Annotated in this window: 19 protein-coding genes; 8 read left to right on the forward strand and 11 right to left on the reverse strand. The window is 72.1% G+C overall.

The annotated features are described in order from the left end of the window. Positions 1–423 precede the first annotated feature (423 nt). From ACGFZS_RS19735 to ACGFZS_RS19750, 4 genes are all read right to left on the reverse strand, one after another. The gene (locus tag ACGFZS_RS19735) at positions 424–549 is read right to left on the reverse strand and encodes a hypothetical protein (RefSeq protein ID WP_393796180.1); all 126 of its coding nucleotides are present in this window, start codon (positions 547–549) and stop codon (positions 424–426) included. Between the two features lie 151 nt (positions 550–700). Further along, a complete protein-coding gene (locus ACGFZS_RS19740) occupies positions 701–1,378 on the reverse strand; it encodes an AIM24 family protein (protein ID WP_365690891.1) in 678 nt (225 codons plus the stop codon). A 56-nt stretch (positions 1,379–1,434) separates the two neighbouring features. Next, positions 1,435–2,787, reverse strand: coding sequence for a CAP domain-containing protein (locus ACGFZS_RS19745; protein ID WP_393796181.1), 1,353 nt, complete (start codon positions 2,785–2,787; stop codon positions 1,435–1,437). Between the two features lie 99 nt (positions 2,788–2,886). Then, on the reverse strand, positions 2,887–4,119 hold the full coding sequence (locus tag ACGFZS_RS19750; protein WP_393796182.1) for a serine hydrolase domain-containing protein: 1,233 nt from the start codon (positions 4,117–4,119) through the stop codon (positions 2,887–2,889). A 310-nt stretch (positions 4,120–4,429) separates the two neighbouring features. Here ACGFZS_RS19750 and ACGFZS_RS19755 point away from each other — a divergent pair, with 310 nt between their 5' ends. The 5 genes from ACGFZS_RS19755 (at position 4,430) to ACGFZS_RS19775 (ending at position 13,094) form a co-directional block, all read left to right on the forward strand. After that, positions 4,430–6,208, forward strand: coding sequence for a M4 family metallopeptidase (locus ACGFZS_RS19755; RefSeq protein ID WP_393796183.1), 1,779 nt, complete (start codon positions 4,430–4,432; stop codon positions 6,206–6,208). Positions 6,209–6,401: 193 nt separating this feature from the next. Continuing rightward, complete coding sequence (locus ACGFZS_RS19760; RefSeq protein ID WP_393796184.1) at positions 6,402–7,592, forward strand: ROK family protein; 1,191 nt, start codon at positions 6,402–6,404, stop codon at positions 7,590–7,592. 31 nt (positions 7,593–7,623) lie between these two features. Further along, positions 7,624–9,420, forward strand: coding sequence for an alpha-galactosidase D (locus ACGFZS_RS19765; protein WP_393796185.1), 1,797 nt, complete (start codon positions 7,624–7,626; stop codon positions 9,418–9,420). Positions 9,421–9,522: 102 nt separating this feature from the next. Continuing rightward, a complete protein-coding gene (locus ACGFZS_RS19770) occupies positions 9,523–11,865 on the forward strand; it encodes a glycoside hydrolase N-terminal domain-containing protein (RefSeq protein WP_393796186.1) in 2,343 nt (780 codons plus the stop codon). After that, positions 11,862–13,094: an SGNH/GDSL hydrolase family protein gene (locus tag ACGFZS_RS19775; RefSeq protein WP_393796187.1), complete on the forward strand. Its 1,233-nt coding sequence runs from the start codon at positions 11,862–11,864 to the stop codon at positions 13,092–13,094. The genes ACGFZS_RS19770 and ACGFZS_RS19775 overlap by 4 nt, the downstream gene beginning before the upstream one ends. An 18-nt stretch (positions 13,095–13,112) precedes the next feature. On the opposite strand, the gene ACGFZS_RS19780 is transcribed toward ACGFZS_RS19775, so the two are convergent. The 4 genes from ACGFZS_RS19780 to ACGFZS_RS19795 all read right to left on the reverse strand — a co-directional run bounded on the left by ACGFZS_RS19780 (position 13,113) and on the right by ACGFZS_RS19795 (position 19,611). Then, a complete protein-coding gene (locus ACGFZS_RS19780; protein ID WP_393796188.1) occupies positions 13,113–15,983 on the reverse strand; it encodes an AAA family ATPase in 2,871 nt (956 codons plus the stop codon). A 144-nt stretch (positions 15,984–16,127) separates the two neighbouring features. After that, positions 16,128–16,481, reverse strand: a complete 354-nt coding sequence (locus tag ACGFZS_RS19785; RefSeq protein WP_355720124.1) for a UBP-type zinc finger domain-containing protein — start codon at positions 16,479–16,481, stop codon at positions 16,128–16,130. Beyond that, complete coding sequence (locus tag ACGFZS_RS19790) at positions 16,478–17,938, reverse strand: ATP-binding protein (RefSeq protein WP_393796189.1); 1,461 nt, start codon at positions 17,936–17,938, stop codon at positions 16,478–16,480. The genes ACGFZS_RS19785 and ACGFZS_RS19790 overlap by 4 nt, the downstream gene beginning before the upstream one ends. After that, positions 17,935–19,611: an FAD-dependent oxidoreductase gene (locus tag ACGFZS_RS19795; protein WP_355720119.1), complete on the reverse strand. Its 1,677-nt coding sequence runs from the start codon at positions 19,609–19,611 to the stop codon at positions 17,935–17,937. The genes ACGFZS_RS19790 and ACGFZS_RS19795 overlap by 4 nt, the downstream gene beginning before the upstream one ends. Before the next feature lie 190 nt (positions 19,612–19,801). Between ACGFZS_RS19795 and ACGFZS_RS19800 the strand changes: the two genes are divergently transcribed. After that, a complete protein-coding gene (locus tag ACGFZS_RS19800) occupies positions 19,802–20,671 on the forward strand; it encodes a universal stress protein (protein ID WP_359224752.1) in 870 nt (289 codons plus the stop codon). Positions 20,672–20,690: 19 nt separating this feature from the next. On the opposite strand, the gene ACGFZS_RS19805 is transcribed toward ACGFZS_RS19800, so the two are convergent. The 3 genes from ACGFZS_RS19805 to ACGFZS_RS19815 are packed head-to-tail and all read right to left on the reverse strand — an operon-like array spanning position 20,691 to position 23,362. Further along, positions 20,691–21,926, reverse strand: coding sequence for a DUF4032 domain-containing protein (locus tag ACGFZS_RS19805; RefSeq protein ID WP_393796190.1), 1,236 nt, complete (start codon positions 21,924–21,926; stop codon positions 20,691–20,693). A gap of 10 nt (positions 21,927–21,936) precedes the next feature. Further along, entirely contained in the window at positions 21,937–22,686 is a 750-nt protein-coding gene (locus tag ACGFZS_RS19810; RefSeq protein WP_393796191.1) for an MBL fold metallo-hydrolase, read from the reverse strand. Between the two features lie 49 nt (positions 22,687–22,735). Further along, positions 22,736–23,362: an alpha-ketoglutarate-dependent dioxygenase AlkB gene (locus ACGFZS_RS19815; RefSeq protein WP_365690915.1), complete on the reverse strand. Its 627-nt coding sequence runs from the start codon at positions 23,360–23,362 to the stop codon at positions 22,736–22,738. A 119-nt stretch (positions 23,363–23,481) separates the two neighbouring features. On the opposite strand from ACGFZS_RS19815, the gene ACGFZS_RS19820 reads away from it, so the two are divergent. Further along, a complete protein-coding gene (locus ACGFZS_RS19820; RefSeq protein ID WP_393796192.1) occupies positions 23,482–24,108 on the forward strand; it encodes a TetR/AcrR family transcriptional regulator in 627 nt (208 codons plus the stop codon). Between the two features lie 13 nt (positions 24,109–24,121). Beyond that, positions 24,122–25,795 (forward strand): FAD-binding dehydrogenase, encoded by a 1,674-nt coding sequence (locus tag ACGFZS_RS19825; protein ID WP_393796193.1) that lies wholly within the window; start codon positions 24,122–24,124, stop codon positions 25,793–25,795.

Consider the following 25,795-nt stretch of genomic DNA (forward strand, 5'->3'; position numbering starts at 1 on the left):
GGAGGTCCAGCAGGCCGTGGAGGTCCGTGGTGGTGAGTGGCGGCCTGGTGAGGAGTGTTCCGGCGTGCGGGGTGTGTGGGCGTGTCCCGGTGCGGGTGGTGGTGCGCGTGGCCGCTTCCTCGAACCGGCATCACAGGTCCCGGCGCACCAGGAAGTCCGGCAGGCCGTGGAGGTCCGTGGTGGTGAGTGGCGGCCTGGTGAGGAGTGTTCCGGCGTGCGGGGTGTGTGGGCGTGTCCCGGTGCGGGTGATGGTGCGCGTGGCCGCTTCCTCGATCCGGATTCACAGGTCCCGGCGCACCAGGAGGTCCAGCAGGCCGACGAGGTCCGGGGAGGCGAGCGGGCTCCCGGCGGGCAGTGCCTCGGCGCGCTCGGTGTGCCGGCGCGCCTCGGCGAGCGCGGCCGTGCGCCCGCCCGCCTCCTCGATCAGCGCCGCCGCCTCCCCGGCCGCCGGTGTGCCTCCGCGACCGCCGGTACGTCGACCAGCGACGAGTTCACCGACAGGGAAGTCGACGCGCCCCGGTACTCCGGGGCGAATGCCTTGCCGTACATGCGTGCCTCTCCGCGCAAGGGCGTATACACACTGCGTATAGTGCGCCCGAATAATGCCCTGGCCGCAGGGGCCAGGGCTTTGCTGGTGTGCATCAGGACGTCGGCAGGACCGCCGGGGTTGCCCGTGTTGCGGGGATCACCGCACGAGGTGTCAGTGCTGCTGTGCCTTCTGCGGGGTCAGCTCGCTCGGCCGGACCACCACATATCCCTCGCCCTGCAGCATCAGCTGCACGGCCTCGCCCGAACCACCGCGCAGCATCGACCCGATGGACTGGGAGCGGTGCAGCGAGGTCTGCAGCTGGGCGGTCCAGCCCACCACGGCGTCGGTGTCGACGTACACCGGGGTCTGCGGCGAGACCGGTATCACCAGCGGGTTGCCGTCGCAGATCAGCCCCAGCTTGCCGTGCCCGGTGAACACGCTGTTGAACAGGCCGCCGCCGGCGATCCCGGACCCCTTCACGGTCTTGATCTCGTACGACAGGGAGGCGTCGAAACACAGGACGTTGCGGCCGTTGACCGTGAACTGGTCACCGGGCTCGACCTCCACGATGAAACAGTTCTGCGCCTCGTGCGCGAACCAGGCCTCGCCCTGGCCCTGCACCGACATCAGCGGCAGCCCCTCGCCGGTGACCGCGCGCTTGAGCATGCCGCCCACGCCCTGGCCCTTGCGTTCGAACTTGAGATTGCCGCGGTGCGCGATCATCGCGCCCTGGCGGGCGTGCATCTCGCCGTTCACGGCGTACTTGAGGCACTTCGCGTTCTCGACCGACATGCCGGGCTCGACGGCCGGTGCCACCATGTGCTGACTGGAAAAGAGATCACCCTTCATGCGGGGCATGGTGGCCCGGACGGACCCGTTCCGCCAAGATCACGGACGGTACCGGTTCAGGCACCGAACAGCTGGGTCCAGTAGGTGCCCGCCCGGCCGCCGCCGGCGAAGCCGATGCCGATGTGGGTGAACTCGGGTTTGAGGATGTTGGCCCGGTGGCCGGGGCTGTTCATCCAGCCGTCCACCACCTCGGCCGCCGAGCGCTGGCCACAGGCGATGTTCTCGCCGATGGTGCGCCGCCGGGAGCCCGCGGCGGCGGCCCGGTCCCAGGGCTGGGTGCCCTCGGGGGAGGTGTGCGCGTAGAAGTCCCGGGTCGCCATGTCCGTGCTGTACGCCTGCGCGGCCGTCGCCAGTTGCGGATCCACCGCGAGCGGCCGCAGCCCGGCCCGGGCGCGCTCGCGGTTGGTCAGGTCGACGACCTCGGCGCGGGTGCGGGTCAGCTCGGTCGGGGTGAGGGGTCTGGCCCACAGCGCGGTCCAGTAGGTGTCGCCGGCGCGCGGGTCGCGGACGTGGGCCAGCCCGGCGTGGGTGAAGGCGGGGTCGAGCAGGGTGCGCCGGGCGTCCTCGGTGCGCAGGCAGTAGTCGACGAACTCGGCGGGGGTGCGGGGGCCGGAGACGAGGTGTTCGCCGACGGTGACATACGCGAATCCGGTGTGGCTGATCCGCTGGTGGACGGAGACGCCGTCGCGGCTCTCGGTGGCCAGCCGGCCGGACTCGGCCATCGCGGTGGCATGCGCGTGGGCGGCGGAGGCCAGCCGGGCGTCGGGGGCCACGGGCGGGCGGCCGGCCTCGGCGCGGGCGGAGTTGACCAGGCCCAGCAGGCCGTCCGGGTCGGGCAGCGAGGCCGCCGAGGGACGGGCCGGGGCGGCCGCCGTGCGCTGCGCGGGGATGGTGGTGCGGAACGCGGGGGCGGCCGGGGCCGGTTGCCGGTCCTCGACGACGTCGACCCCGAAGTCCCGGGCCAGGCCCGCCAGCCCGTCCGCGTACCCCTGGCCGATCGCGCGCAGCTTCCAGCCGGTGCCCCGGCGGTATATCTCGGCGAGCAGCAGCAGGGTCTCGGTCCCCGGGCGCGGCGGGGCGAACCGGGCCAGGGTGCGGCCGAGCCGGTCGGTGACGTGCAGGGTGGACGCGGGCAGCCGGCCGAGCGCGGTCCCGGGCTCCTCGGCGGTGACGGCGAGGGTGACACGCTGGGCGCCGGACCGCAGCCGGCCCGGTTCGACGGTCAGCGTGTCGCCGCGCAGCCGGACGCCGGGTGCGTCCGGCTGGTTGTAGAACACGAAGTCGGCGTCACCGCCCACCTGGCCGCTCTCGCCGGTGATCAGGGCGGACACGTCGAAGGGACCGGGTACCCGCAGCGTGAGCGCGCCGCCCGGAAGGGGCAGATTGCCCCCGGGGACCAGCTCGCTCATCGCGCCGCCTCTGTGCGGTCGGGGGCACAACCTCGCGCCCGGTGGGGGGAGTCGCCGGTAGAACGTCCGGCCCGGGCGCGAGGTTCCCCCGGCGGGGCGCTAGAGCCGGCTCGGGTCGGCCGGTGCCACGTCCTCCTGCTCGACCGGCGTGGCCGCGCTCTTCGTGGCCGTCGCCTTCTTGCCGCAGAACGCCGACTCCAGCGTGCCCGCCAGCGCGTTGAGCACGGCCGAGTTGTTGGAGGCGTTGGCGACGGCGGTCAGGCTGCGCTTGCCGTCCTTGGTGGTGAAGGCGTACGTGTAGTACCCCTGGACGGCACCCGTGTGGCCGTACACCGAGATGCCGCACGACAGGTCGCGGCGGCGCAGGCCCAGGCCGTAGGAGGTGGTGGAGTTGACGCGGGTGAACCGCTGCATCTCCTTGAGCTGGGCGGCCGAGGTGAGCTTGCCCCGGACCAGCGCCGAGTAGAAGGTGTCGAGGTCCTGGGCGGTCGAGATGATCGCGCCCGCGCTCTGCGCCCAGGAGACCGTCTGGTTCGTGGCGTCGACGGGCTGTGCGCCCGTCTTGTCCGCGGTGAGGTAGCCGTTGGCGTGCTGTCCCGGGATCTTCGTGTCGGGGTGGACGTAGAAGGTGTCGCGCAGCTTCAGCGGCTTGAGGATGCGGTTCTGGTACTCGGTCCGCACGCTGTGCCCGGTGAGCTTCTCGATCAGCAGGCCGGCCACCACGAAGTTGGTGTTGGAGTACGAGTAGGCGGCGCCCGGCGCGTTGGTGCGCGGCTTCTTCAGGGAGAGGTTCACCAGCTGGCGGTAGGTGAAGACCTTGTTCCGCACCGCCTCGAAGCCGGAGACGCTGCTGGCGAACATGTCGTTGGTGTAGTCGTACAGACCGCTGCGGTGGCTCAGGACGTGCCGCACGGTGATGCGGTCGTCCGGCAGCAGCCCCGGCAGATAGCGGTTGACCGGCGCGTCCAGGGCGAGCTTGTGCTCGTCCACCAGCTGCAGCAGGACGACCGCCGAGAACGTCTTGGTGACACTGCCGACGCGGAAGCGGTCGCCGGTCGTGAGGGCGCGCCGGGTCGTCCGGTCGGCCACGCCCCGGGACGTCCTGTAGACCTTCGTGCCGTCGTCGATACGGGCCATCGCGCCCGGCGCGCCCTTGGACACCACCGAACCCAGCACCGCGGCCAGCCCCGCGGTGTCGGGCGCCGGCAGGGCGGCGGCGGCCGGCCGCGGCTCCGCTCCCGTCGTACCGGTCGCCGCCTGGGCCGGGACCGCGACCAGTGACAGCGCCACCGCCCCGAGCACCGCGCTTCTGCTCACCTTTGCCGAGACCATCCGGACTCTGCTCCTCTCCGTGCTGTTTCTGATGCGAGATGGGTCACATGCGTGTCAGGGAACCTTCTCGCATCCCGTCACATCTCCACAGCAGACGCACAGTTGGTCACCCAGTGATCACCATGCGGTGCGGTTTCGCAAAGTATTGCCACGAAAAGCAAGAAAAGCGACGAACCGCGCTTTACATGGACATGACTCGTCCGGAAGGGTTGCGGGCCGGGGCCCGACCAGCCCCCTTGGCGCCCCAGGGCGCCATGCCGCACGGCGATCGACGACCTCGACCGCCGTCCGAACAAAGGAACCCTGATCAGTGCGTAGCGCGCACATACGCAGCGTGGCCGTCGCCGTCGCCGTGACGACCGCCGCCACGGGCCTGGCCGGTACGGCCTTCGCCGGTCCCGCCACGGGGGTACAGCAGTCGGCGGCCTCCGCCGCGACATCCGCGCAGGTGGTGGAGGCGGCCCGGGCCGCCGCCTTCGCCCACGCCCCGTCGACCGGTGTCGGCGCGGGCGACGAACTCCGGGCCCAGGACGTGATGATCGACCCCGAAGGGGCACGCCATGTCCGCTTCGTCCGCACCCACCGGGGCATGCCGGTGCTCGGCGGTGACCTCGTCGTCCATCTTTCCCGTCGGTTGGCCTACACCGGTGTCACCCGAGCGGCCGATCACGCCGTGAAACCCGCCGCCACCGAGGCGAAGCTGACGGCCCGGCAGGCCGAGGAGAAGGCCGCCTCGGCCGCCGACGGCGACGCCGGCACCGCCGAACTCGTGGTGGACGCCCGCGACGGCGCCTCGGCCCTCGCCTATCAGGTGCCGGTGGACGGCGCGAACGGCTCCAGCACGGTCGTCGTCGACGCCCTGACCGGCAAGGTGCGCAGCAACACGCCGGACAGCGACGAGTTCCTCTCGCCCAAGGTGCTGGAGACCCTCCGCAGGCGCGGCGAGACCGTCGACCCGGCCCTCGGCATCGGCAGCCGGACCCAGGCGCTCATCGGCTCGTCCGCCGCGGCCGCCGCCCGCTATCCGGCGACCGCGCACGGCTCCGGCAGGTCCCTCTTCGTCGGCAAGGTCGCGCTCACCACCACGCAGACCGCCCGCAAGAGCTTCCTGCTCAAGGACCCGACCCGCTACGGCACCGAGACCCGGGACGCCAAGGGCAGGGAGACCGAGAGCTTCGGCCAGGGCACCAAGTTCACCAGCACCACCGACAGCTGGGGCAACGGCACCACCAGCAGCCGGGGCAGCGCCGCCGCCGACGCCCAGTACGGCATCACCAAGACCCTGGACTTCTACAAGAAGACCTTCGGCCGCAAGGGCATAGCCAACAACTCCAAGCCCGCCCGCGCCATGGTCCACTGGGGCAACAAGGTCGGCAACGCCTTCTGGGACCCGACCTGCGGCTGCATGCTGTACGGCGACGGCGACGGCCAGGAGATCAAGAAGCCGCTGGTCGTCCTCGACGTCACCGGGCACGAGCTGACCCACGGCGTGGTGGACGCGACCGCCAAGCTCGAACCGACCTACGTCGACAACGACGGCAACCAGTTCGGCGAGCCCGGCGCGCTCAACGAGTCGCTGGCGGACATCTTCGGCTCCAACGTCGAGTTCTCCGCCAACAACCCGAAGAACCCGCCGAACTACCTCCTCGGCGAGAAGCTGGGCCTCGCCCAGAAGTTCCTGCGCCGCCTCGACCACCCCTCGCTCGACCGCCTCGAAGGCACCGTCGACTACTGGTCGCCCGAGGTCGAGGACGCCGAGGTGCACGCCGGCTCCGGCGTCTCCTCGCACGCCTACTACCTGCTCGCCGAGGGCAGCGGCCGCAAGACGATCGGCGCCACCGCCTACGACTCGCCGACCTACGACGGGTCCACGGTCGCCGGCATCGGCCGGACCAAGGCCACGGCGATCTTCTACCGCGCCCTGACCCGGTACATGGTCTCCTCGACCGACTTCCACGACGCGCGGATCGCGACGCTGAAGGCGGCCAAGGACCTCTACGGCGCGAGCGGCGTCGAGTACCGGACGGTCGACCAGGCCTGGGCCGCCGTCAACGTCACGGTCGCCAACACGCCGGCCGCCCGCCGCTGACGGGCGCGCCACGCCGCTGATCCGGGTGCCCTGTCGGGGGGCGGGGTACCCGGATCGGTTCTCCTGGTGGAACACGGGCCAACGGCCCCGTCACACCCGCCATTTGAAGGCCACTGGAGCCTCACAGTCAACCTTCAGGTGATTCCTGTTTCTTTTATTGACAGCGGAAAATAAGCCACCTAAGTTCCCGGCCATGCGCTCCACCTCCCGTGCCGAGACGTTCCCGGCCCACACACCGGCCGTCTCGCAGATCTTCACCACGGTCCTGTCCCACGGCCCGCTCACGCGGCTGGAGGCGGCCCGCCGGGCCGGTCTGTCGCCGGCGGCCGTGACCAAGGCCGTCCGGCCGCTGCTGGCGGCCGGGTACCTGGCGGAGGACGCCGACGACGAGGCCAGGCCCGCGCTCGGGCGCCCCGCCAACCTGGTGCGCGTGGACGGCGGGCGGGCGCTGTTCATCGGGGTCAAGGTGACCGGGGACGAGGTCATCGCCGTCCTCACCGACCTGTGCTGCCGGATCCGCCTGGCGCGCCGGCTGCCGGTCACCGACCGCGCCGCCAGGGCCGTCCTGACCTCCATCGCCGAACTCACCCACGAACTGCGCACCGAGGCCGAGGACTTCGGCGCCCCCGTCCTCGGCCTCGGCATCGCCGTCTCCGGCGACGTGGACCGCGCCGAGGGCGTCGTGCGCTACTCGCCCTTCCTCGACTGGCGGGACGTGGCCCTGGCCGAACTCGCCGCGATGACCACGGGGTTGCCGGTCGTCGTCGACAACGACGTCCGCGCCCTGACCGTCGCCGAGCAGTGGTTCGGCGCCGGGGTCGGACTCTCCGACTTCGCCGTGGTCACCGTCGGCGCCGGCATCGGCTGCGGACTGGTGGTCCACGGACAGGTGGTGTCCGGCGCGCACGGCGTCGCGGGGGAGATCGGGCATGTGCCCATCGACCCGGCCGGACCGCTCTGCCACTGCGGCAACCGCGGCTGCGTGGAGGCGATCGCCGGGGACGCCGCGATCGTCGCCCGCATGCGCGAGGTGACGGGCCGGCAGGTCACCGACTCAGCCGACGCCGTGGCCCTCGCCCACGAAGGCGTGCCCGGAGCCCGGGAGGTGTACGCGCACGCCGGTGCGGCCATCGGCCGCGGCATCGCCACCGTCGCCAACCTCCTCGGCCCCGAACGCGTGATCATCTCCGGCGAGGGACTCGCCGCCCACGACCTCTTCGCCGAGCAGATCCTCGACTCGTTCACCGCGGCCGCCTTCGGCTCCGCCGCGCAGTGCGACGTACAGACCCGCCCGCTCCCCTTCGAGGAGTGGGCGCGCGGGGCCGCGGCCGCCGCGATCCAGTCCTTCATCACCTCTTCTCCCACTCCGACGGGCCAGGGCTGAGCCGCCCGAGACCCCGAACCCTGGAGGGCCCATGCGGTCACCTTCGCAATCCGTCCTGCCCGTACGCGGGCTGAGAACCGTCCTGGTGCTGGCACTGACGGCCGCCTTCGCGTCCGCCGTGCCCGCGGCGCGGGCCGAGACGCCCCCGCAGATAGCCGCCAAGCCCTACATGGGCTGGTCCAGTTGGAGCATGCAGTCGTCCAAATACCCCGGTCTGAACGACCAGGGCGACTACAGCTACCTCACCGAGGCGAACGTCCTGAAGCAGACCGACGCCCTGGCGAGCAAGCTGAAGAAGTACGGCTACGAATACGTCAACATCGACGCCGGCTGGTGGATGGACTGGAACTGGAAGCAGGGCTACGACCAGTACGGCCGCCAGAAGGCCGACCCCGCCCGCTTCCCCAGCGGTATGAAGGCCGTCGCCGACCGCATCCACGCCAAGGGCCTCAAGGCCGGCATCTACCTCCCGGCCGGCCTGGAGAAGGGCGCCTACGGCGACGGGAAGACGCCGGTCTGGAACGCCGACGGCTGCACCACCGCCGACATCGTCTACGACGACCTGCGCACCACCAACGGCTGGGACAGCTCGTACAAGATCGACTTCGACAAGCCGTGCGCGCAGAAGTACATCGACTCCCAGGCCCAGCTGATCGCCGGCTGGGGCTACGACTTCCTCAAGCTCGACGGCGTCGGCCCCGGCTCCGGCAAGAGCGGTGACCAGTACAACAACGTCGCCGACGTCGCCGCCTGGCACCGGGCGATCGCCGCCACCGGCCGCCCGATCCACCTGGAGGCCTCCTGGTCCCTGGACTTCGGGCACGCCGCCGACTGGCAGAAGTACACCAACGGCTGGCGCATCGACACCGATGTCGAGTGCTACTGCAACACCCTCGTCAGCTGGGAGAACTCCGTCGACGACCGCTGGGACGACACCCCGGCCTGGACCGACAAGGCGGGCCCCGGCGGCTGGAACGACCTCGACTCCCTCGACGTCGGCAACGGCGCCATGGACGGCCTCACCAAGGCCGAACGGCAGAGCTACGCCACGCTCTGGGCCATCGCCAAGTCGCCCCTGTTCACCGGCGACGACCTCACCAAGCTCGACGACTACGGCGTCTCGCTGCTGACCAACCGCGAGGTCATCGGCATCGACCAGAGCGGCAACCCGCCGGCCCGCCCGGTCACCCCGTCCGACCCGCAGCAGGTCTGGGCCGCGAAGAACGCCGACGGCACGTACACGGTCGCCCTGTTCAACCTCGCGGACTCGCCCTCGGCGGTCACCGCCGACTGGACGGCGCTGGGCTTCAGCGGCAAGGCGTCGGTGCGGGACCTGTGGAACAAGGAGAACCTCGGCAGCTTCCAGAACAAGATCACCGAGGCGCTCCCGGCGCACGGCTCCCGGCTGTTCACCGTGACGCCGAAGGGCAGTGCACTGGCCTCCACCGGCTACGAGGCCGAGGCGAGCGGCAACACGCTGAGCGGCAACGCGTCCGTCGCCGGGTGCGACGCGTGCTCCGGGCAGAAGAAGGTCGGGAATCTGTACCAGGGTGGCAAGTTGACCATCAACAACGTTGTCGTCGACAAGGCCGGGACGTACCTGGTGAAGGTGGCCTACATCAGCGGTGACTCCCGGTCAGCCACGATCTCGGCGAACTCCGGGGCCGGGACCAGCCACAAGTTCCCGTCGACGGGGGACTGGGGGACCGTGGCGTCGGTGAGTGTGCCGGTGGTGTTGAAGGCCGGGGCGAACACGATCAGCGTCGACAGCGGGTCGGGGTACGCGCCGGACGTCGACCGGATCGACGTTCCCAAGTCGCCTCGGTAAGTGCGTGGTTGGGGAGCTGCGGGCCGGTGGGGGCTGGTCGCGCAGTTCCCCGCGCCCCCAAGGGGCGCGTTGTATCGCCCGATACTTCAAAAGGACACCGTCATGCAGAATCACCTTGGCAGACGTGGCTTCCTCGCCCTTGCCGCCACGGGAGCCCTCGCCTCGCTTCCCTCGTTCACCGCCTCCGCCGCGCCGCTGCGGTCCTCCGAACCGCTCACCACGCCCCGTCACCAGCTCTGGTGGCAGGCGCCCGCCGACGACGGGTCGATGATCACGCAGGGCCTGCCCGTCGGCAACGGCCGGCTCGGTGCGCTCGCGAGCAATGACTCCGGCCGTGAGCTGCTGCTCGTCACGGATGCCACCCTGTGGACCGGCGGGCTCAACGACACCCTCGACTCCGACGGCCAGTTCCCCTACGGCCGCGCCGACTTCGGCTCCCTCACCCTGCTCGCCCGGCTCACCGTCGAGATCCCCGACCACGACCTGGGCGCCGTCTCCGGCTACCGGCGCACCCTCGACCTCGACAACGGCGTGGTGTCGGCCTCGTACGTCCGCTCCGGAGTGACCTACCGGCGGCAGGTGTTCGCCAGCCGCCCCGACGACGTGATCGTGCTGCACCTCGGCCAGGACGGCGGCGGGCGCTACACCGGCACCATCACTCTCGAGGGCACCCACGGCGAGACCGGCGGCACGGCCGAGTCGTTCGCCGGGTCCTTCGCCAACGGGCTGAAGTACGGGGCCGCCGTCAAGGCGTACGGCAGCGGCGGCAGCGTCCGGGTGAGCGGGTCGCACATCACCTTCGCCGACTGCCGGGAGCTGACCGTCGTACTGAGCGGCGGCACGGACTACGCCCCGGACGCCGCCGCCGGCTACCGCGCCCCCTCCGTGAACCCGGTGGCGCTGGCCCGCACCAAGGTCAGGGCGGCCGCCCAGCACTCGGCCGACGCGCTGCTGCGCACCCACGCGGCCGACCACCGGGCGCTGTTCGGGCAGTTCGACCTCACCCTCGGCACCTCGACGGCCGAGCAGCGCGAACTGGACACCTGGGCGCGCGTCCAGGCCCGCGCCGCCACCGGCGACCCCGACCCCGAACTGGAGGCCGCCTACGCCCAGTTCGGCCGGTACCTGATGGTCGCCGGATCGCGCGACAGCCTCCCGACGGGCCTGCAGGGCCTCTGGCTGGACGGCAACGACCCGGACTGGATGGGCGACTACCACACCGACATCAACGTCCAGATGAACTACTGGCTGTCCGACCGGCTCGGTCTGTCCCCGTGCTTCGACGCCTTCACCGACTACTGCGTCGACCAGCTCCCGTCCTGGCAGGACACCACCCGGCGGCTCTTCCAGGACTCCCGCAACCGCTACCGCAACTCCCGGGGCAAGGTCGCGGGCTGGACCGTCGCCATCTCCACCAACCCCTACGGCGGAGGCGGCTGGTGGTGGCACCCGGCGGGCAACGCCTGGCTCTGCCAGAGCCTGTGGGAGCACTACGAGTTCACCCAGTCCCTCGCCCACCTGGAGAAGATCTACCCGCTCCTCAAGGGCGCCGTCGAGTTCTGGGAGGCGCGGCTGCTCTCCACCACCCTGGACGACGGCCGGGAGGTGCTGATCGCCGACAGCGACTGGTCGCCGGAGCAGGGGCCGCTGGACGCCAAGGGCATCACCTACGCCCAGGAACTGGTCTGGACCCTGTTCGGGAACTTCCGTACTGCGGCGGCCGAGCTGAAGAGGGATGCTGGATACGCGGGCACCGTCGGCGGGCTCCGCGACCGCCTCTACCTGCCGGTGGTGAGCCCCAGGACCGGCTGGCTGGAGGAGTGGATGTCCCCGGACAACCTCGGCGAGACCACCCACCGCCACCTCTCGCCGCTCATCAACCTCTTCCCCGGCGACCGGATCCGCCCCGACGACTCCACGCCCAAGGACATCCTCGCCGGTGCCACCGCTCTGCTGACGGCCCGCGGCATGGACAGCTACGGTTGGTCCAACGCCTGGCGCAGCCTGTGCTGGGCCCGGTTGAAGAACGCGGAGAAGGCCTACCAGCTCGTCGTGAACAACCTGAAGCCGTCGGTGAACGGCAGCAACGGCAGCGCGTCGAACCTGTTCGACATCATGGACATGGGAGGGGGCCGGGGCATCTTCCAGATCGACGCGAACTTCGGCACCCCGGCCGCGATCGCGGAGATGCTGCTGTACTCCCGCCCCGGCCACCTGGAACTGCTGCCGGCCCTGCCCGACGCCTGGGCCACCGCCGGTTCGGTCACCGGCGCGGGCGCGCGCGGCGGCTTCGTCGTCGACCTGCGCTGGCGCGACGGAAAGCCCACCGAGGCCCGGATCCGCAGCGTCGGCGGCCGCACCACCACGGTCGCGTTCGGCAGCACGACCCGGACGGTCACGCTCAAGCCCGGCCAGTCCGTCACCCTGAAGGACCTCGCGCGGTGACCGGCCGGTTCGCGCGGCTGCTGAGCCTCGCCGCCGTGTTACTGACGACGGTCGCCTGCCAGACCGGGCCCGCCGAGGCGGCACCCACCTGGGAGCCCTCCTCCGGGGCCGCCGCCTCCGCCCGGCACGACGTCGTCACCTGGGGCGCCGGCGCCGACCGGCTGGGACAGGGCACCGCCGACCGCGGCTACCGGCTGGTCGTGCACACCAGCGCGGCCGGCAGCGGCCTGCGGGTACGACTGTCCAACGCCTTCGGCGACCGGCCGCTGACCCTGGACAGCGTCTACGCCGGACTGCAGAGCCGGGGCGCCGCCCTCAAGCCGGGCAGCAACAGGCGGCTCACCTTCGACGGCGCCCGCACGGTCACCGTCCCGGCGGGCGCCACCGCCTGGAGCGACCCGCTGCCCGGCAGCCTGCCCGCCGGCAGCAACCTGGTCGTCAGCCTGCACAGCCCGGACGCGGTCGGCCCCGCCACCGGACACGGCATGGCGATGCAGACGTCCTACGTCACCCAGGGCGACCACACCGCCGAGGAGAGCGCCGCCAACTGGACCGACACCACCGGCTCCTGGTGGTACCTGGACTCGGTCTCGGTACGGCCGCCGGACCCGGCCACCGGGGCGGTGGTCGCGCTCGGCGACTCCATCACCGACGGCTGGGCGTCCACCACCGACCTCAACCGCCGCTGGCCCGACTACCTCGCCCGCCGCCTCCAGAAGGCGGACACCGAGGTCAAGGGCGTCGCCGACGAGGGGATCTCCGGCAACCAGGTCCTCGCCGACGACGCCGGGCAGGCCGCTCTCAACCGGCTGGACCGCGACGTCCTGAGCCAGCCGGGCGTCCGTACCGTCTTCCTCTTCGAGGGGGTCAACGACATCAAGGCCCACACCGGGGTCACCGCGGCCGACCTGATCGCCGGGTACCGCGAGATCGTGCGGCGGGCGCACGCGGCCGGGAAGTGCGTGGTCGCCTCGACCGTCGGGCCGTTCGAGGGCTGGCCGGAGTGGGACCCGGCGGGCGAGGCCGTCCGGCAGGAGGTCAACCACTACATCCGCACCAGCGGGGAGTTCGACGGGACCGCCGACTTCGACCGGATCCTGCGCAGCCCCTACGACCAGGCCCGGATGCTGCCGTTCCTCGACGGCGGCGACCACATCCACCCCAACGACAAGGGGATGCAGGCCATGGCCGACTCCGTCGACCTGGCCGGCCTGGACTGCGACCGCTGAACCCGCGTGAGCGCCTGATCACCCCCGGGCCGACGGCTCCGGGGTGATCAGGCCTTCGCGATAGGCGATCGCCACCGCCTCCGTACGGCTCGCCGCGCCCAGCTTGGCGAGGATGTTGGAGACATGCACGCTCGCCGTCTTGCCGGTGATGAACAGCTCCTCGCCGATCTGCCGGTTGCTGCGGCCGAGCGCCAGCAGGCTCAGCACGTCCTGCTCACGGGCGGTGAGCGGAGAGACCCGATCGGCCTCCACGGGCGGGCGTACCAGCGTGTCGACGCGTTCCAGCAGGGGCACCGCCCCCAGGGCCACGGCCGTCCGCCGTACCGCCGCCGCCTGCTCCTCGGCCTCGGCACGCCGGCCGTCGGCCAGCAGGGCCTCCGCGTACCGCAGCCGGACCCGGGCCCGCTCGTACACATCGCCGTCCGCGAACGCGGCCACGGTCTTCTCCCAGGCCGCCACGTCCGGCCCCGACCCGGCCAGGGTCCGCTCCGCCTCTGCGCGCGCCAGCCAGGCCTGCCCCTCCGGCCCCTGCCGCACCGCCGTCTCCCGGGCCAGCCCCACCAGCTCGTCGGCGACGTCCGTCCAACGGTCCTCGCCCCCGGTACCGCGCAGTTCCACGGCCCGGTCCGCGACCGCCGCCAGCGCGAGCGCAGCCAGCCGGACCGACACGTACGGCGCCCGCCCCAACCGGTCGGCCAGCGACGCGACGGACTCCCGCACCCGCGCCACGGCCTCCTCCGCATCGCCCCGCAGGGCGGCTTCGTCGACGAGCACGATGCCCCCGACGAGCCGGCCCATCCAGTCGAAGGGCTCCCCGAGCAGCGCTCCGGCCCGCTCGGCCACCCCCGACTCGCCCCGGGCCAGCGCGACGTACAGCGCGGGTCCCTGCGCATACCCGGGCACACCGTCCCGGCCGGCCGCACCCACGCACTCGTCCCACCGCCCCAGCGTGAACAGCACCAGCAGCCGCAGGTACCGCAGCTCCGAGGCATAGGGCGAGGAGAGCAGCCCCGAACGCCGGGCCCGGTCGAGCCCCTCGGTGATCCACGGCAGGCACTCCTCGAACTCACCGGACTCGAAGCAGCCGATGGCGAGGCTGTACAGCGCCCGCATCTCCACCGGCGCGTCCCCGGCCGACCGCGCCAACTCCCGTGCCTCCCTGAGCAGTTCACGCCCCTTCGCGGTGCCGCGGGCGCCGTCCTCCAGCCGGGCCAGGGAGATCAGCAGCTCGGCCCGGGCCGCGGTGGCGCCGATCCGGTCGGCGGCCTCCAGAGCCTGCCGGGCGACCCGGAGCGCGGTGGCGTCGTCCCCGACCTGCCGGGCCGCCATGACATGGGTGGACGCGGCCCACACCCAGGTCCGCGACGGCGGTTCGGCGGGGATCATCGCGAGCGCCTCGCTGCTGTAGGCGAACGCCGCCGCGAGGTTGTCGACGGTCATCAGGTTCCCGGCGAGGGTGTACCTGACCCGGGCGGCGAGTTCCGGATCCGCGTCCTGACCGGTGCCGGCCAGCGCGGAACGGGTCAGCGACACCGCCCGGTGCACGTCACCGGCGTGCGCGGCCGCGGCCGAGGCCCGCAGCGTCAACGTCACCGGGTCGAGTCCCTCGCCCGAGGGCCGAGCGTCGGGTGCCACCGCCGGCCACAGGTCCAGGACCGTCTCCAGCCGCCGCAGCTCCTCGGCGGGCGCGCCCACCCGCCGCGCGTGGTCGGCGGCCTCCAGCGACGCGGCCAGGGCCTCGGGCAGATCATGGCTCTCCCGGTAGTGGTGCGCCCGCTCGGCCGCCGTCTCCGCCCCGCCGCCGCGCGCGGCCAGCAGCCGGGCGAACGTCCCGTGCAGCCGCGACCGCTGCCCGGGCAGCAGATCGGCGTAGACGGCCTCGCGCGCGAGGGCGTGCCGGAAGGTGTACGTGTCCTCGTCGCCCGCGACCAGCAGCTGCCGCCCGACCGCCTCGCGCAGCGCCGACTCCAGCTCCTCCTCCGGTATCCCGACCGCGTCCCGCAGCAGTTCGTGCCCGACCCGGCGCCCGGCCACCGCGGCCGTCCGCAGCACCTGCTGGGCCGTCTCCGACAGCTGCTCGACCCGGATGAGCAGCAGATCGGCCAGCCCGGTCGGCATGCCGTCCGCGTCGGCGGCGGCCACCAGCTCCTCCGTGTAGAAGGCGTTGCCCTCGGCCCGCTCCACGATGCCCCGCACCGTCGCGTCCGACAGCGGACGCTCCTCCAGCGCCCGCACCAGCCGGGCCACCTCGGCATCGGCCAACGGCCGCAGCTCCAGCCGGTCCACGGCGGGCAGCCGTACCAGCTCGGCGAGCAACGGCCGCAGCGGATGCCGACGGTGCAGGTCGTCGGCCCGGTAGGAGGCCAGCACGGCGAGCCGCCGGGGGAGCACACCCCGGCTCAGCAGGAACCGCAGCAGATCCCGCGAGGACTGGTCCGCCCAGTGCAGATCCTCCAGGACCAGCAGCAGCGGCGTGACGGCGGCCAGATCGGCGAACAGCCCCGCCACCCCCTCGAAGAGCCGCAGCCGCGCGTCCGCGTCCCGGGAGGAGTCCGACGCGGCACCCAGCAGCCGCTCGACGACCGGATGCGCGGCCACCACCCCGGAGAACCGCTCGTCGGCGGCCAGCACACCGAGGATCTCGGTGAACGGCAGGTACGGCAGCCCCACATCACCGAGATCGACACAGTGCCCGGTGACGACCACCGCCCCGCCCGCGACGGCCCGCACCGCCACCTCGTCCAGCAACCGCGTCTTCCCGACCCCCGCGTCCCCGGCGACCAGCACGGCCTGCCCACTGCCGTCCCGAGCACGCCGAAGCACCCCGGCAAGGCGGGCCAGCTCATCGTCCCGACCGATCAGCGGGGTGTTAAACGATCTCTGCGACACGCCCACATCCTCGCAGGAAGGGCGACCGGAGAAACCCGAAGGGGCGCGGGGCTGTTCCGATATGCGGCTCCGCCGCGTGGGCGCGACAAGCCACCGACCACCCGCAGTCGCGCACGCTCCCCAACCTCCCCACCCCTTGGGCGCTCAGCCCCGCAGAACCCGCGCCCAGTCCTCCGGCACCCGCTCCGCAGGACCCGGCACCGACTGATCCGCGGGATGACTCTCCGGCGGCGCCAACTCCGGCCCGGCCTCGAACAGTTCCTCCGTCTCGTAGTTCCAGAACCAGCCCTCGCCCGGTTCGTAGCTACGGATCACCGGATGCCCGGAGTCATGGAAGTGCGCCGTCGCGTGCTTCGCCGGCGAGTCGTCACAACACCCGATGTGCCCGCACTGCGCGCACCGCCGCAGATGGAACCACCAGCCCCCCGCCTTGTCGCACTCGACACACCCGGCACCGCTCGGCGGAACGTTCGTGTCGATCGCGGTGTCGCCGCTCATACCGTCTCCTCAGATGACTCGGATGCTTCGGCGGTCAGCGGGAGCAGCACCTGGAACCGGGTGTCCCCGGGCACCGACTCCACCCGCATGCTGCCGTGATGCTTGTTCACGACGATCCGCCAGGAGATGTCCAGGCCGAGGCCCGTGCCCTGCCCCACGGGCTTGGTGGTGAAGAAGGGGTCGAAGATCCGGTCCTTGATCTCCGGCGCGATCCCGCTCCCGGTGTCCCGGAACTCGACCAGCAGCTGTTCGTGGTCGAGGGCGGTCCGCACGGTCAGCGTGCCGCGTCCGCCGTCGCCGTCCTTCATCGCGCAGACCGCGTTGTCGATGAGGTTGGTCCACACCTGGTTGAGTTCGGCGGGGTAGGCCGGCACCGGCGGGACTGTACGGTCGTACTCCTTGACCACCTGGATGTCCTGCCCGATCTTCCCGGACAGCATCAGCAGCGTGCTGTCGAGGAGTTCGTGCACGTCCACCTCGCGGTAGGGCGCCCGGTCCAGCTGGCTGTACTGCTTGGCCGCGTCCACGAGGTGCGAGATCCGGGTGGTGGAGTCCTCGATCTCGTTCATCAACAGCTCGGTCTCGATGGTGTAGTTGAGCCAGCCGACCGAGTTCGGCAGGATCTCCTCGTCCACGGCCGCCGCGACCTGCTCCAGCCAGTCCACGTCGAGACCGGCCTGGACGAAGGTCGGCGCGAGCTGCCAGCCGTAGTCGATGCCGTGGTCCTCCAGCCAGTCCGTGAGCGCGTCCTCGCGGTCCGAGGCCTCCAGCGGACTGAGCGCCGGTGCCTTGGCGACCCGCTCGGCGGTGCGCTCCTGGATCTCGATCAGACCGGCCAACTGCTCGCGCGAGAAAGGACTCTCGGCGATGATCGCGAGCTTGTGCCGCATCTTCGCCACCCGCTCGCGCAGCGTGGACGTGGCCCGCACGGCCGCCGCGGCCGGGTTGTTGAGCTCGTGGGTGAGTCCGGCCGACAACGAGCCGAGCGCCAGCAGCCGTTCGCGCTGCCCGATCGCCGCCTGGGTGTTCTTCGAACCGAAGAACAGGCCCTCAAGCAGGTGGACGGCCATCGGGAACCACTCGCGCATGATGTCCGCGAACGTGTCCGCGGGCAGCACGAAGAACCGGGTCGGCTCGGTCACCCGCATCGAGTTGTTGTAGGCCTGCCGCACCCGGTCCCCGAGGTACGCCTGCATGGCGCCCGCGTACACGCCGGCCTGCGAGGTCCGGGTGACCTCGACGTCGTCCCCGCCGACCTGCCGGGAGAGCACCACCGTGCCCTCGATCATCACGTAGAAGCAGGTCGCCGGCTCACCCTCGGTGTAGACGGGACCGGGCTGGAACAGCTCCACCCGGCCCGCGGCGCACAGCCGCCCCAGCTGCTCCGGCTCCAGCTTCTCGAACAGGAACAGCGCGCCGACCTCCTGCGGGCTGCACGGCATCGGCTGCCCGCTCATGACTGCTCCAGGTACCGGTGGACGAGCATCACTGCCATGGCTCCTTCTCCGACGGCGGACGCGACGCGCTTGGCGGACTCGGCGCGTGCGTCGCCCGCCACGAACACGCCGGGAATACTGGTCTCCAGGTGGTACGGAGGCCGGTCCAGCTCCCAGGCCGCCGGTGGCCGTCCGTCGACGGTCAGATCGGGTCCGGCCAGGATGAACCCGCGTCCGTCACGCAGCACCGTGTCGCCGAGCCAGTCGGTCAGCGGTGCCGCCCCGATGAAGACGAACATCCACTGGGCCTCGACTTGTTCCCGGTCGCCGGTCTCCACATGGCGCAGGGTGAGCTGCTCCAGGCGCTCCACGCCGTGCGCGGCGTCGACCACCGTCCGGCTGCGCACCGAGATGTTCGGGGCCTCGTTGATCTGCTGGATCAGGTAGTACGACATCGAGGCCGACAGGTCGGTGCCGCGCACCAGCAGGGTCACCGACTTGGCGAACCGGGACAGGTACATGGCGGCCTGGCCGGCCGAGTTGGCGCCGCCGACGATGTACACGTCCTGGCCCTGGCAGGAGGTCGCCTCGGTGAGCGCGGAGCCGTAGAAGACCCCGCAGCCGGTCAGGTCGACGCAGCCCTCCGCCTCCAGCTGCCGGTACTGCACACCGGTCGCCAGGATCACGCTGTGCGCCGCGACCGCCGACCCGTCCGCGAACCGCACGACCCGGGCGCCCCCGTTGATCTCCAGGCCGGTCACCTCGCGGGCGGTCAGGATCTCCGCGCCGAACTTGTGGGCCTGCCGCCGGGCCCGGTCGGTGAGCTGGGCGCCCGACACGCCGTCCGGGAAGCCCAGGTAGTTCTCGATGCGGGAACTCTGCCCGGCCTGCCCGCCGGTCGCCGACCGCTCCACGAGTACGGTCCGCAGTCCCTCCGACGCCCCGTAGACCGCCGCGCCGAGCCCGGCCGGGCCGCCGCCGATGACCACGAGGTCGTAGAAGTCCGCCGTCGGCGTCGTCGCCAGCCCCACGCGCGCGGCCAGCTCCGGGGCCTCCGGCTCGATCAGGGGCGTACCGTCCGGTGTGATCACCAGCGGCAGCCGGTCCCCGTCGGCCTCGGCCGCGGCCAGCAGCCGCTGCCCCTCGGGCTCCTCGACCGAGTACCAGCGGTAGGGCACCTGGTTGCGGGCCAGGAACTCCCGCACGTCCGAGGACCGGGCCGACCAGCGGTGCCCGACGACCTTGGTGGCCGGCACCGGCTTGTAGTCGCTGGCCCGCCAGGCGTCCAGCAGGTCGTCCAGGACCGGGTAGAGCTTCTCCTCCGGCGGGTCCCAGGGCTTGAGCAGATAGTGGTCGAGATCGACGACGTTGATCGCGTCGATCGCCGCGTTGGTGTCCGCGTACGCGGTCAGCAGCACGCGCCGGGCGCCCGGATACACGTCCAGGGCCTGTTCCAGGAACTCGATGCCGTTCATCTGCGGCATCCGGTAGTCGGCCAGGATCACCGCCACCAGGTCGCCGCGCAGCTTCAGCTCCCGCAGCGCCTCCAGCGCCGAGTCCCCGGACTCCGCGCGCACGATCCGGTACGACGCCCCGTAGCGGCGCCGCAGGTCCCGGGCGACGGCACGGGAGACCCCCGGGTCGTCGTCCACGGTCATGATGACGGTCCGTGCTGCGTCGGCAGCCTGTGCCATACGTCTCCCACCCCGAGCCGTTGGTTCAACGGGACGGCGGGCCCTCCGTCAGGAGCGCGGCCACCGCACCGGTTCCCGCCCATCGTATGTTCGATCGCCCGCCTTCGCTCTTGTACGCCGGTGCACACCTGGCGGCCCGCGGTGCGGAACACTGATCGCGCAGACGCGGAACCGACGAGGAGGCCGGTGCATGACACGCCCGATCACGGCAGGGGTCGACGGGACGGAGGAGAGCCATGCCGCTCTCGACTGGGCGGCCCGGGAGGCGGTGCGCCGGGGGCTGCCCCTGCGGGTGGTGCACGCCTGGCGGTTCGAGGCGCACGAGGCGCTCGGCGAGGACCGGGAGGCCCAGCGCGGCTGGGTGTCCGACGGGGTGGCCGAGTCGGTGCGGGCCGTGACGGGGCGGTATCCGGACCTCTCGGTGAGCGTCGACGTCGTCGAGGGCGGCCCGGTCGAGGTGCTCGTCGAGGCGGCGGCCGGGGCGGAGCTGCTTGCGCTGGGTTCGCGCGGGCACGGACGGGTCGTCGGGTTCCTGCTGGGCTCCGTCGGCCAGCAGGTGATCGCGGAGGCCGCCCGTCCGGTGGTGCTGGTGCGCGCCGGGGACCAGCCGGCGGCCGAGGCCGGCGGGCGGGAGGTCGTCGTCGGCCAGCAGGGCGGGCCCGAGGACAGCGCGGCCGTGCTGGAGTTCGCGTTCGGGACGGCGGCGGCCCGTGGGGCGACGGTCCGGGTCGTCCGGGCCTGGACCCTGCCGCCGGTCTTCGCCTACAGCCCCGGCTCGCTGAAGCTGCTGGACGAGACCGGGGGCCTGGAACCGTTCGAGAAGAAGGCGCTGGCCGAGGCGGTACGGCCGCTGCGCGAGCGGTACCCGGACGTGCCGGTCGCCGAGCACGTGGAGATGGGCAGCGCCGGGCAGGTACTGCTGTCGGTGGCCGGACGGGCCCAGCTGATGGTCGTCGGCCGGCGCGCCCACCGGACGGCGGTCGGCGCCCGCATCGGCTCGGTCGCGCACGGCGTGCTGCACCACGCCGACTGCCCGGTGGCCGTGGTGCCGCACGACTGACGCAGGTCCGGCGCGCGGCTCACTCGGGCGTGACCGGCTCCAGGGTCTCCCGCGCCTTGGGCAGCACGTTCTCGATGTAGTCCTCGACCGCGTTGTCCAGGCCTATGTCGTGCTGGGCCCGCTCGGACAGGTACCAGCGGTGTTCGAGCAGCTCGTGGTAGATCTCGGCCGGGTCCATGGAACCGCGCAGCTCCAGCGGCACGGCCCGGACGGTGGGGCGGAAGACGTCCCGCACCCACCGGTGGGCCAGCACCTCGGGGCGGGCGGCGAGGGGGTCGCCCGGGGCGTAGTCGTCCTGGGTGGCCATCCAGCTCTCCAGGTCGTTCAGCAGCCGCCGCGCCTGGTTCTCCTCGGCGTCCAGGCCGGTCAGCCGCAGCAGCTGGCGCTGGTGGTGCCCGGCGTCGACGACCTTCGGCACGAAGGTGACGCTGTCGCCGTTGGAGGAGTGCTCGATCTGCATCTCGGCCACGTCGAAACCGAGTTCGTTCAGCCGCCGGATCCGGCGCTCGATGTAGTGGTACTTGCCCGCCGGGTACACCGAGGTCCGGGTCAGCTCCTCCCACAGCTCGCCGTAGCGCGTGCAGATCTCGAAACCGAACTCGATCGGGTCCAGTGACGGGTGCAGCGCTCCCGAGGCCTCCAGGTCCAGCAGCTCGCCGCTGATGTTCACCCGGGCCAGGTCGAGGTCGTACTCCCGCTGCCCGTTGCTCAGCTGCGGGTGCAGATCGCCGGTCTCGGCGTCGACCAGGTACGCCGCGTAGGCGCCCGCGTCCCGCCGGAACAGGGTGTTGGACAGCGAGCAGTCACCCCAGGCGAACCCGGCCAGGTGCAGCCGTACCAGCAGCACCGCCAGGGCGTCCATGAGGCGGTGCATGGTGGCCGGGCGCATGGTCGTCTCGAACATCGAGCGGTACGGCATCGAGCCGCCCAGGTGCCGGGTGACCAGCACCGACTCCAGCGGTTCGCCGTCCGGGTCGACGCGGCCGGTGAGCACCGCGAGCGGGTCGACCGCGGGGATCGCGAGCCGGTCCAGGTCGCGCAGCAGCTCGTACTCGCGCAGCGCCGGGCGCTCCGCCAGTTCCTTCACCGCGATGACCTCGTCGCCCGCGCGGGCGTAGCGCACCACGTGCCGGGAGATACCGCGGGGGAGCGGCACGAGGTACTCCTCGGGCCACTCCTCCAGCGGGACGTCCCAGGGGAGTTCGAGCAGGAGCGCGGGGTGCTCCGGGTTGGTGGCGCTGATCTGCAATGCCATGGCCCGAACCTTAGACGGCGCGTGCGCGGGCCTGCTGGGCGGCCGCCTTCACGGACCCCCGGTGCAGGGGCCCGTGCCCGGGCAGCAGCGCGTCGGCGTCGAGTTCCGCGATCAGGTCGAGCGAGGCCACCGCGCGGGCGCGTTCGTGGTGGAACATGTCGGGCAGCAGCTGCGGCCCCTGGATCCGCGAGGTGCGGTGCCCGCTGACCAGGGCGTCGCCGGAGATCACGATCCCGGCCTCGGGCAGGTGGTAGACGGTGTGCCCGTCGGTGTGGCCGGGGGTGTGCACCGGGACCGGGCGGCCCGGCAGGTCCAGCGGGCCGTCGGCGACCGGGAACGCCTCGGGGGCGGTGACCGGGTGCTGCTCGGTGCCGCCGACCTTCAGCACATGCACCAGCCAGGGCACCACACCGGGCCGCCAGGCGTTCTTCAGTACGTCGCCCACGGCCACCTGCTGGAGGAAGTCCCGCCGCGCGTGCGGCACTTCCGCCTCGTGCAGATGGACCGGGGTGCCATGGGTGTGGCGCAGGTACTCGGCCGAGCCGAGGTGGTCGTTGTGCGCGTGGGTGATCAGGACGGCCGTGACCGCCTCCGGCGAGCTGCCCACCTCCGCGAGGGAGCCGAGCAGGCCCTCCCGGTCCCCGGGGTAACCGGTGTCCACCAGCGTGACGGCGTCACCGTCCTTGAGGATCACCCAGTTGGTGTGGTGTCCGTGCACCAGGTAGGTGCCCTTGCCGACTTCGTGTACCTCAGCGTGCATGGACACAGCCAACCAGATGATCTGAGGCAGCCGTCAGGGAGGACCGGGGTCAGCGCACCCCGTGCGGCCGGAACTGGACGCTGATCCGCGGCCCGGCGGCCCGTGCCGTCTTCGGTACGCAGTGCTCCCAGGTCCGCTGGCAGGAGCCGCCCATCACGATCAGGTCGCCGTGTCCCAGCGGGCGCCGGACCGAGGGGCCGCCGCGCAGCGGGCGCAGCAGCAGGTCGCGGGGGGCGCCCACGGAGAGGATCGCGACCATGGTGTCCTCACGGGCGCCCCGGCCGATCCGGTCGCCGTGCCAGGCGACGCTGTCCCGGCCGTCGCGGTAGTGGCAGAGCCCGGCCGTGGCGAAGGGCTCGCCCAGTTCGTCGGCGTAGTGCCGGGTGAGCGCCTCGCGGGCCTCGGTGAGGACCGGGTGGGGGAGCGGGTCGCCCGCGCCGTAGAAGGCGAGCAGGCGCGGTACGTCCACGACGTTGTCGTACATCGTGCGGCGCTCGGCGTGCCAGGGGACGTCCGCCGCCAGGCGTTCGAACAGTACGTCGGCGCCGCTCAGCCAGCCGGGCAGCACGTCGATCCAGGCGCCGGAGCCCAGCACGGTCCGGCCGATGCCGTCGAGGGGACCGAGCCGCAGCTCGTCGGTCTGGTCGAACAGGGAGCCCTGGAGGTGCGTGGCCATGGAGCCAGCGTACTCCTTAATCGAAAATCTGTTCCCTTTCAATTCCGATCAGGCCCGACAGGGCTCTTTCGATACATTCATGTATCCGATACATTCGCGTATCGAACGGAGGCCAGGACATGACCGTGGACGGCGCGCCCCAGCGGGTGACCCGGCGCCGGGTGCGCACCCGGGCCCGGCTGCTCGACGCGGCGTTCACCGTGTTCGCCGCCAAGGGCTTCGGGCGGGTCTCCATCGAGGAGGTCTGCGAGGCCGCAGGGTTCAGCCGGGGCGCGTTCTACTCCAACTTCGCCACCCTCGACGAACTGTTCTTCGCGCTCTACCGGGAGCGCGCCGAGCTGATCGCCGAACAGGTCGCCGACGCGCTCGCCGGCGACGGCCCCGACCTGGACGTACCGGCCTCCGTGGACCGGGTCACCGACGTGCTGCTCCTGGACGTGGACTGGCTGCTCGTGAAGACGGACTTCCTGGTGCACGCCGCCCGGGAGCCGGCCGTCGCCGAAGCCCTGCTCGACCACCGCGCCCGGCTGCGGCAGGCCATCGCCGACCGGCTCTTCCGGGCCCGCGGTCACGCCCCGCTCCCCGCCGTCCTCGGCGGAGTCGAGGGCGCCGCGCACGCCGTGGTCGCCGCGTACGACGGAGTCACCACCCAGCTGCTGCTCGACAAGGACGTGGACCGGGCCCGTGCCTGGCTCAAGCAACTGCTCACCGCGCTGCTGACCGACGGCAGCACCCGATTCGGATAAGAAAGGCGTCGCCATGGACGCGGACGTCATCGTCGTCGGAGCCGGCCTCGCCGGCCTGGTCGCGGCGCACGAACTCACCAGCCGGGGCAGGCGGGTCGCCCTGGTCGACCAGGAGAACGCCGCCAACCTCGGCGGCCAGGCGTTCTGGTCCTTCGGCGGGCTCTTCCTCGTCGACTCGCCCGAACAGCGCCGCCTCGGCATCAAGGACTCCCTCGACCTGGCCTGGAGCGACTGGCGGGGCAGCGCCCAGTTCGACCGCGAGGACGACGAGGACTCCTGGGCGGTGCGCTGGGCGCGCGCCTACGTCGAGTTCGCGGCCGGGGAGAAGCGGCCCTGGCTGCAGGGCCACGGCATCAGCCTGCTGCCGACCGTCGGCTGGGCCGAACGCGGCGACCTGCGGGCCCACGGCCACGGCAACTCCGTCCCGCGCTTCCACGTCGCCTGGGGCACCGGCACCGGTGTGGTCGAGCCCTTCGTGGGCCACGCCCGGCAGGCCGCCCGCGACGGGCTGCTCACCTTCTACCACCGCCACCAGGTCGACGAACTCGTCATCGAGGGCGGCGAGGCGCGCGGGGTGCGCGGCACGGTCCTGGCCGCCGACGACTCGGCGCGCGGGGTCGCCTCCAACCGCGACCGGATCGGCGACTTCGAACTCACCGCCCAGGCCGTGGTCGTCACCTCCGGCGGCATCGGCGCCAACCACGACATCGTCCGCCGCTACTGGCCCGAGCGGCTCGGCACGCCCCCCGCCGAGATGGTCACCGGCGTCCCCGCCTACGTGGACGGCCGCATGCTCGACATCAGCGCCGAGGCGGGCGTCCGCCTGGTCAACCGCGACCGCATGTGGCACTACACCGAGGGCATCCAGAACTGGAACCCCGTCTGGCCCGGCCACGGCATCCGCATCCTGCCCGGCCCGTCCTCGATCTGGCTCGACGCCCTCGGCCGCCGGCTGCCCGACCCCTGCCTGCCGGGCTACGACACCCTCAACACCCTCAAGCACCTGCGCACCACCGAGGACATCGCCGGACACGACCACTCCTGGTTCGTCCTCACCCGCAAGATCGTCGAGAAGGAGTTCGCGCTCTCCGGCTCCGAGCAGAACCCCGACATCACCGCCAAGGACCGCAAGGCCGTGCTCCGCGACCGGCTGCTCGGCAAGGGCGCGCCCGGACCGGTGCAGGCCTTCCTGGACAAGGGCGCGGACTTCGTGACCGCCACCTCCCTGGAACAACTCGTCGAGAAGATGAACGGCCTCACCGACAAGGCCCTGCTCGACGCGGCCGAGATCCGGCGCCAGATCGTCGCCCGCGACCTGCAGATCAACAACTCCTACAGCAAGGACTCCCAGGTCCAGGGCATCCACAACGCCCGCCGCTACATCGGCGACCGGCTGGGCCGGGTCGCCACCCCGCACCGCATCCTCGACCCCGCCGCCGGGCCGCTGATCGGCGTCAAGCTGCACGTCCTCACCCGCAAGACGCTCGGCGGCATCCAGACCGACCTGGACTCCCGGGCCCTCGGCGCCGACGGGCAGCCGATCGGCGGGCTCTACGCGGCCGGCGAGGTGGCGGGCTTCGGCGGCGGCGGAGTGCACGGCTACAACGCGCTGGAGGGCACCTTCCTCGGCGGCTGCCTCTTCTCCGGCCGGGCGGCCGGACGCGCGGCGGCGAAGCAGACCGCGTGA

This window comes from Streptomyces sp. NPDC048288 (genome assembly GCF_043201555.1).
Taxonomy (GTDB): domain Bacteria; phylum Actinomycetota; class Actinomycetes; order Streptomycetales; family Streptomycetaceae; genus Streptomyces.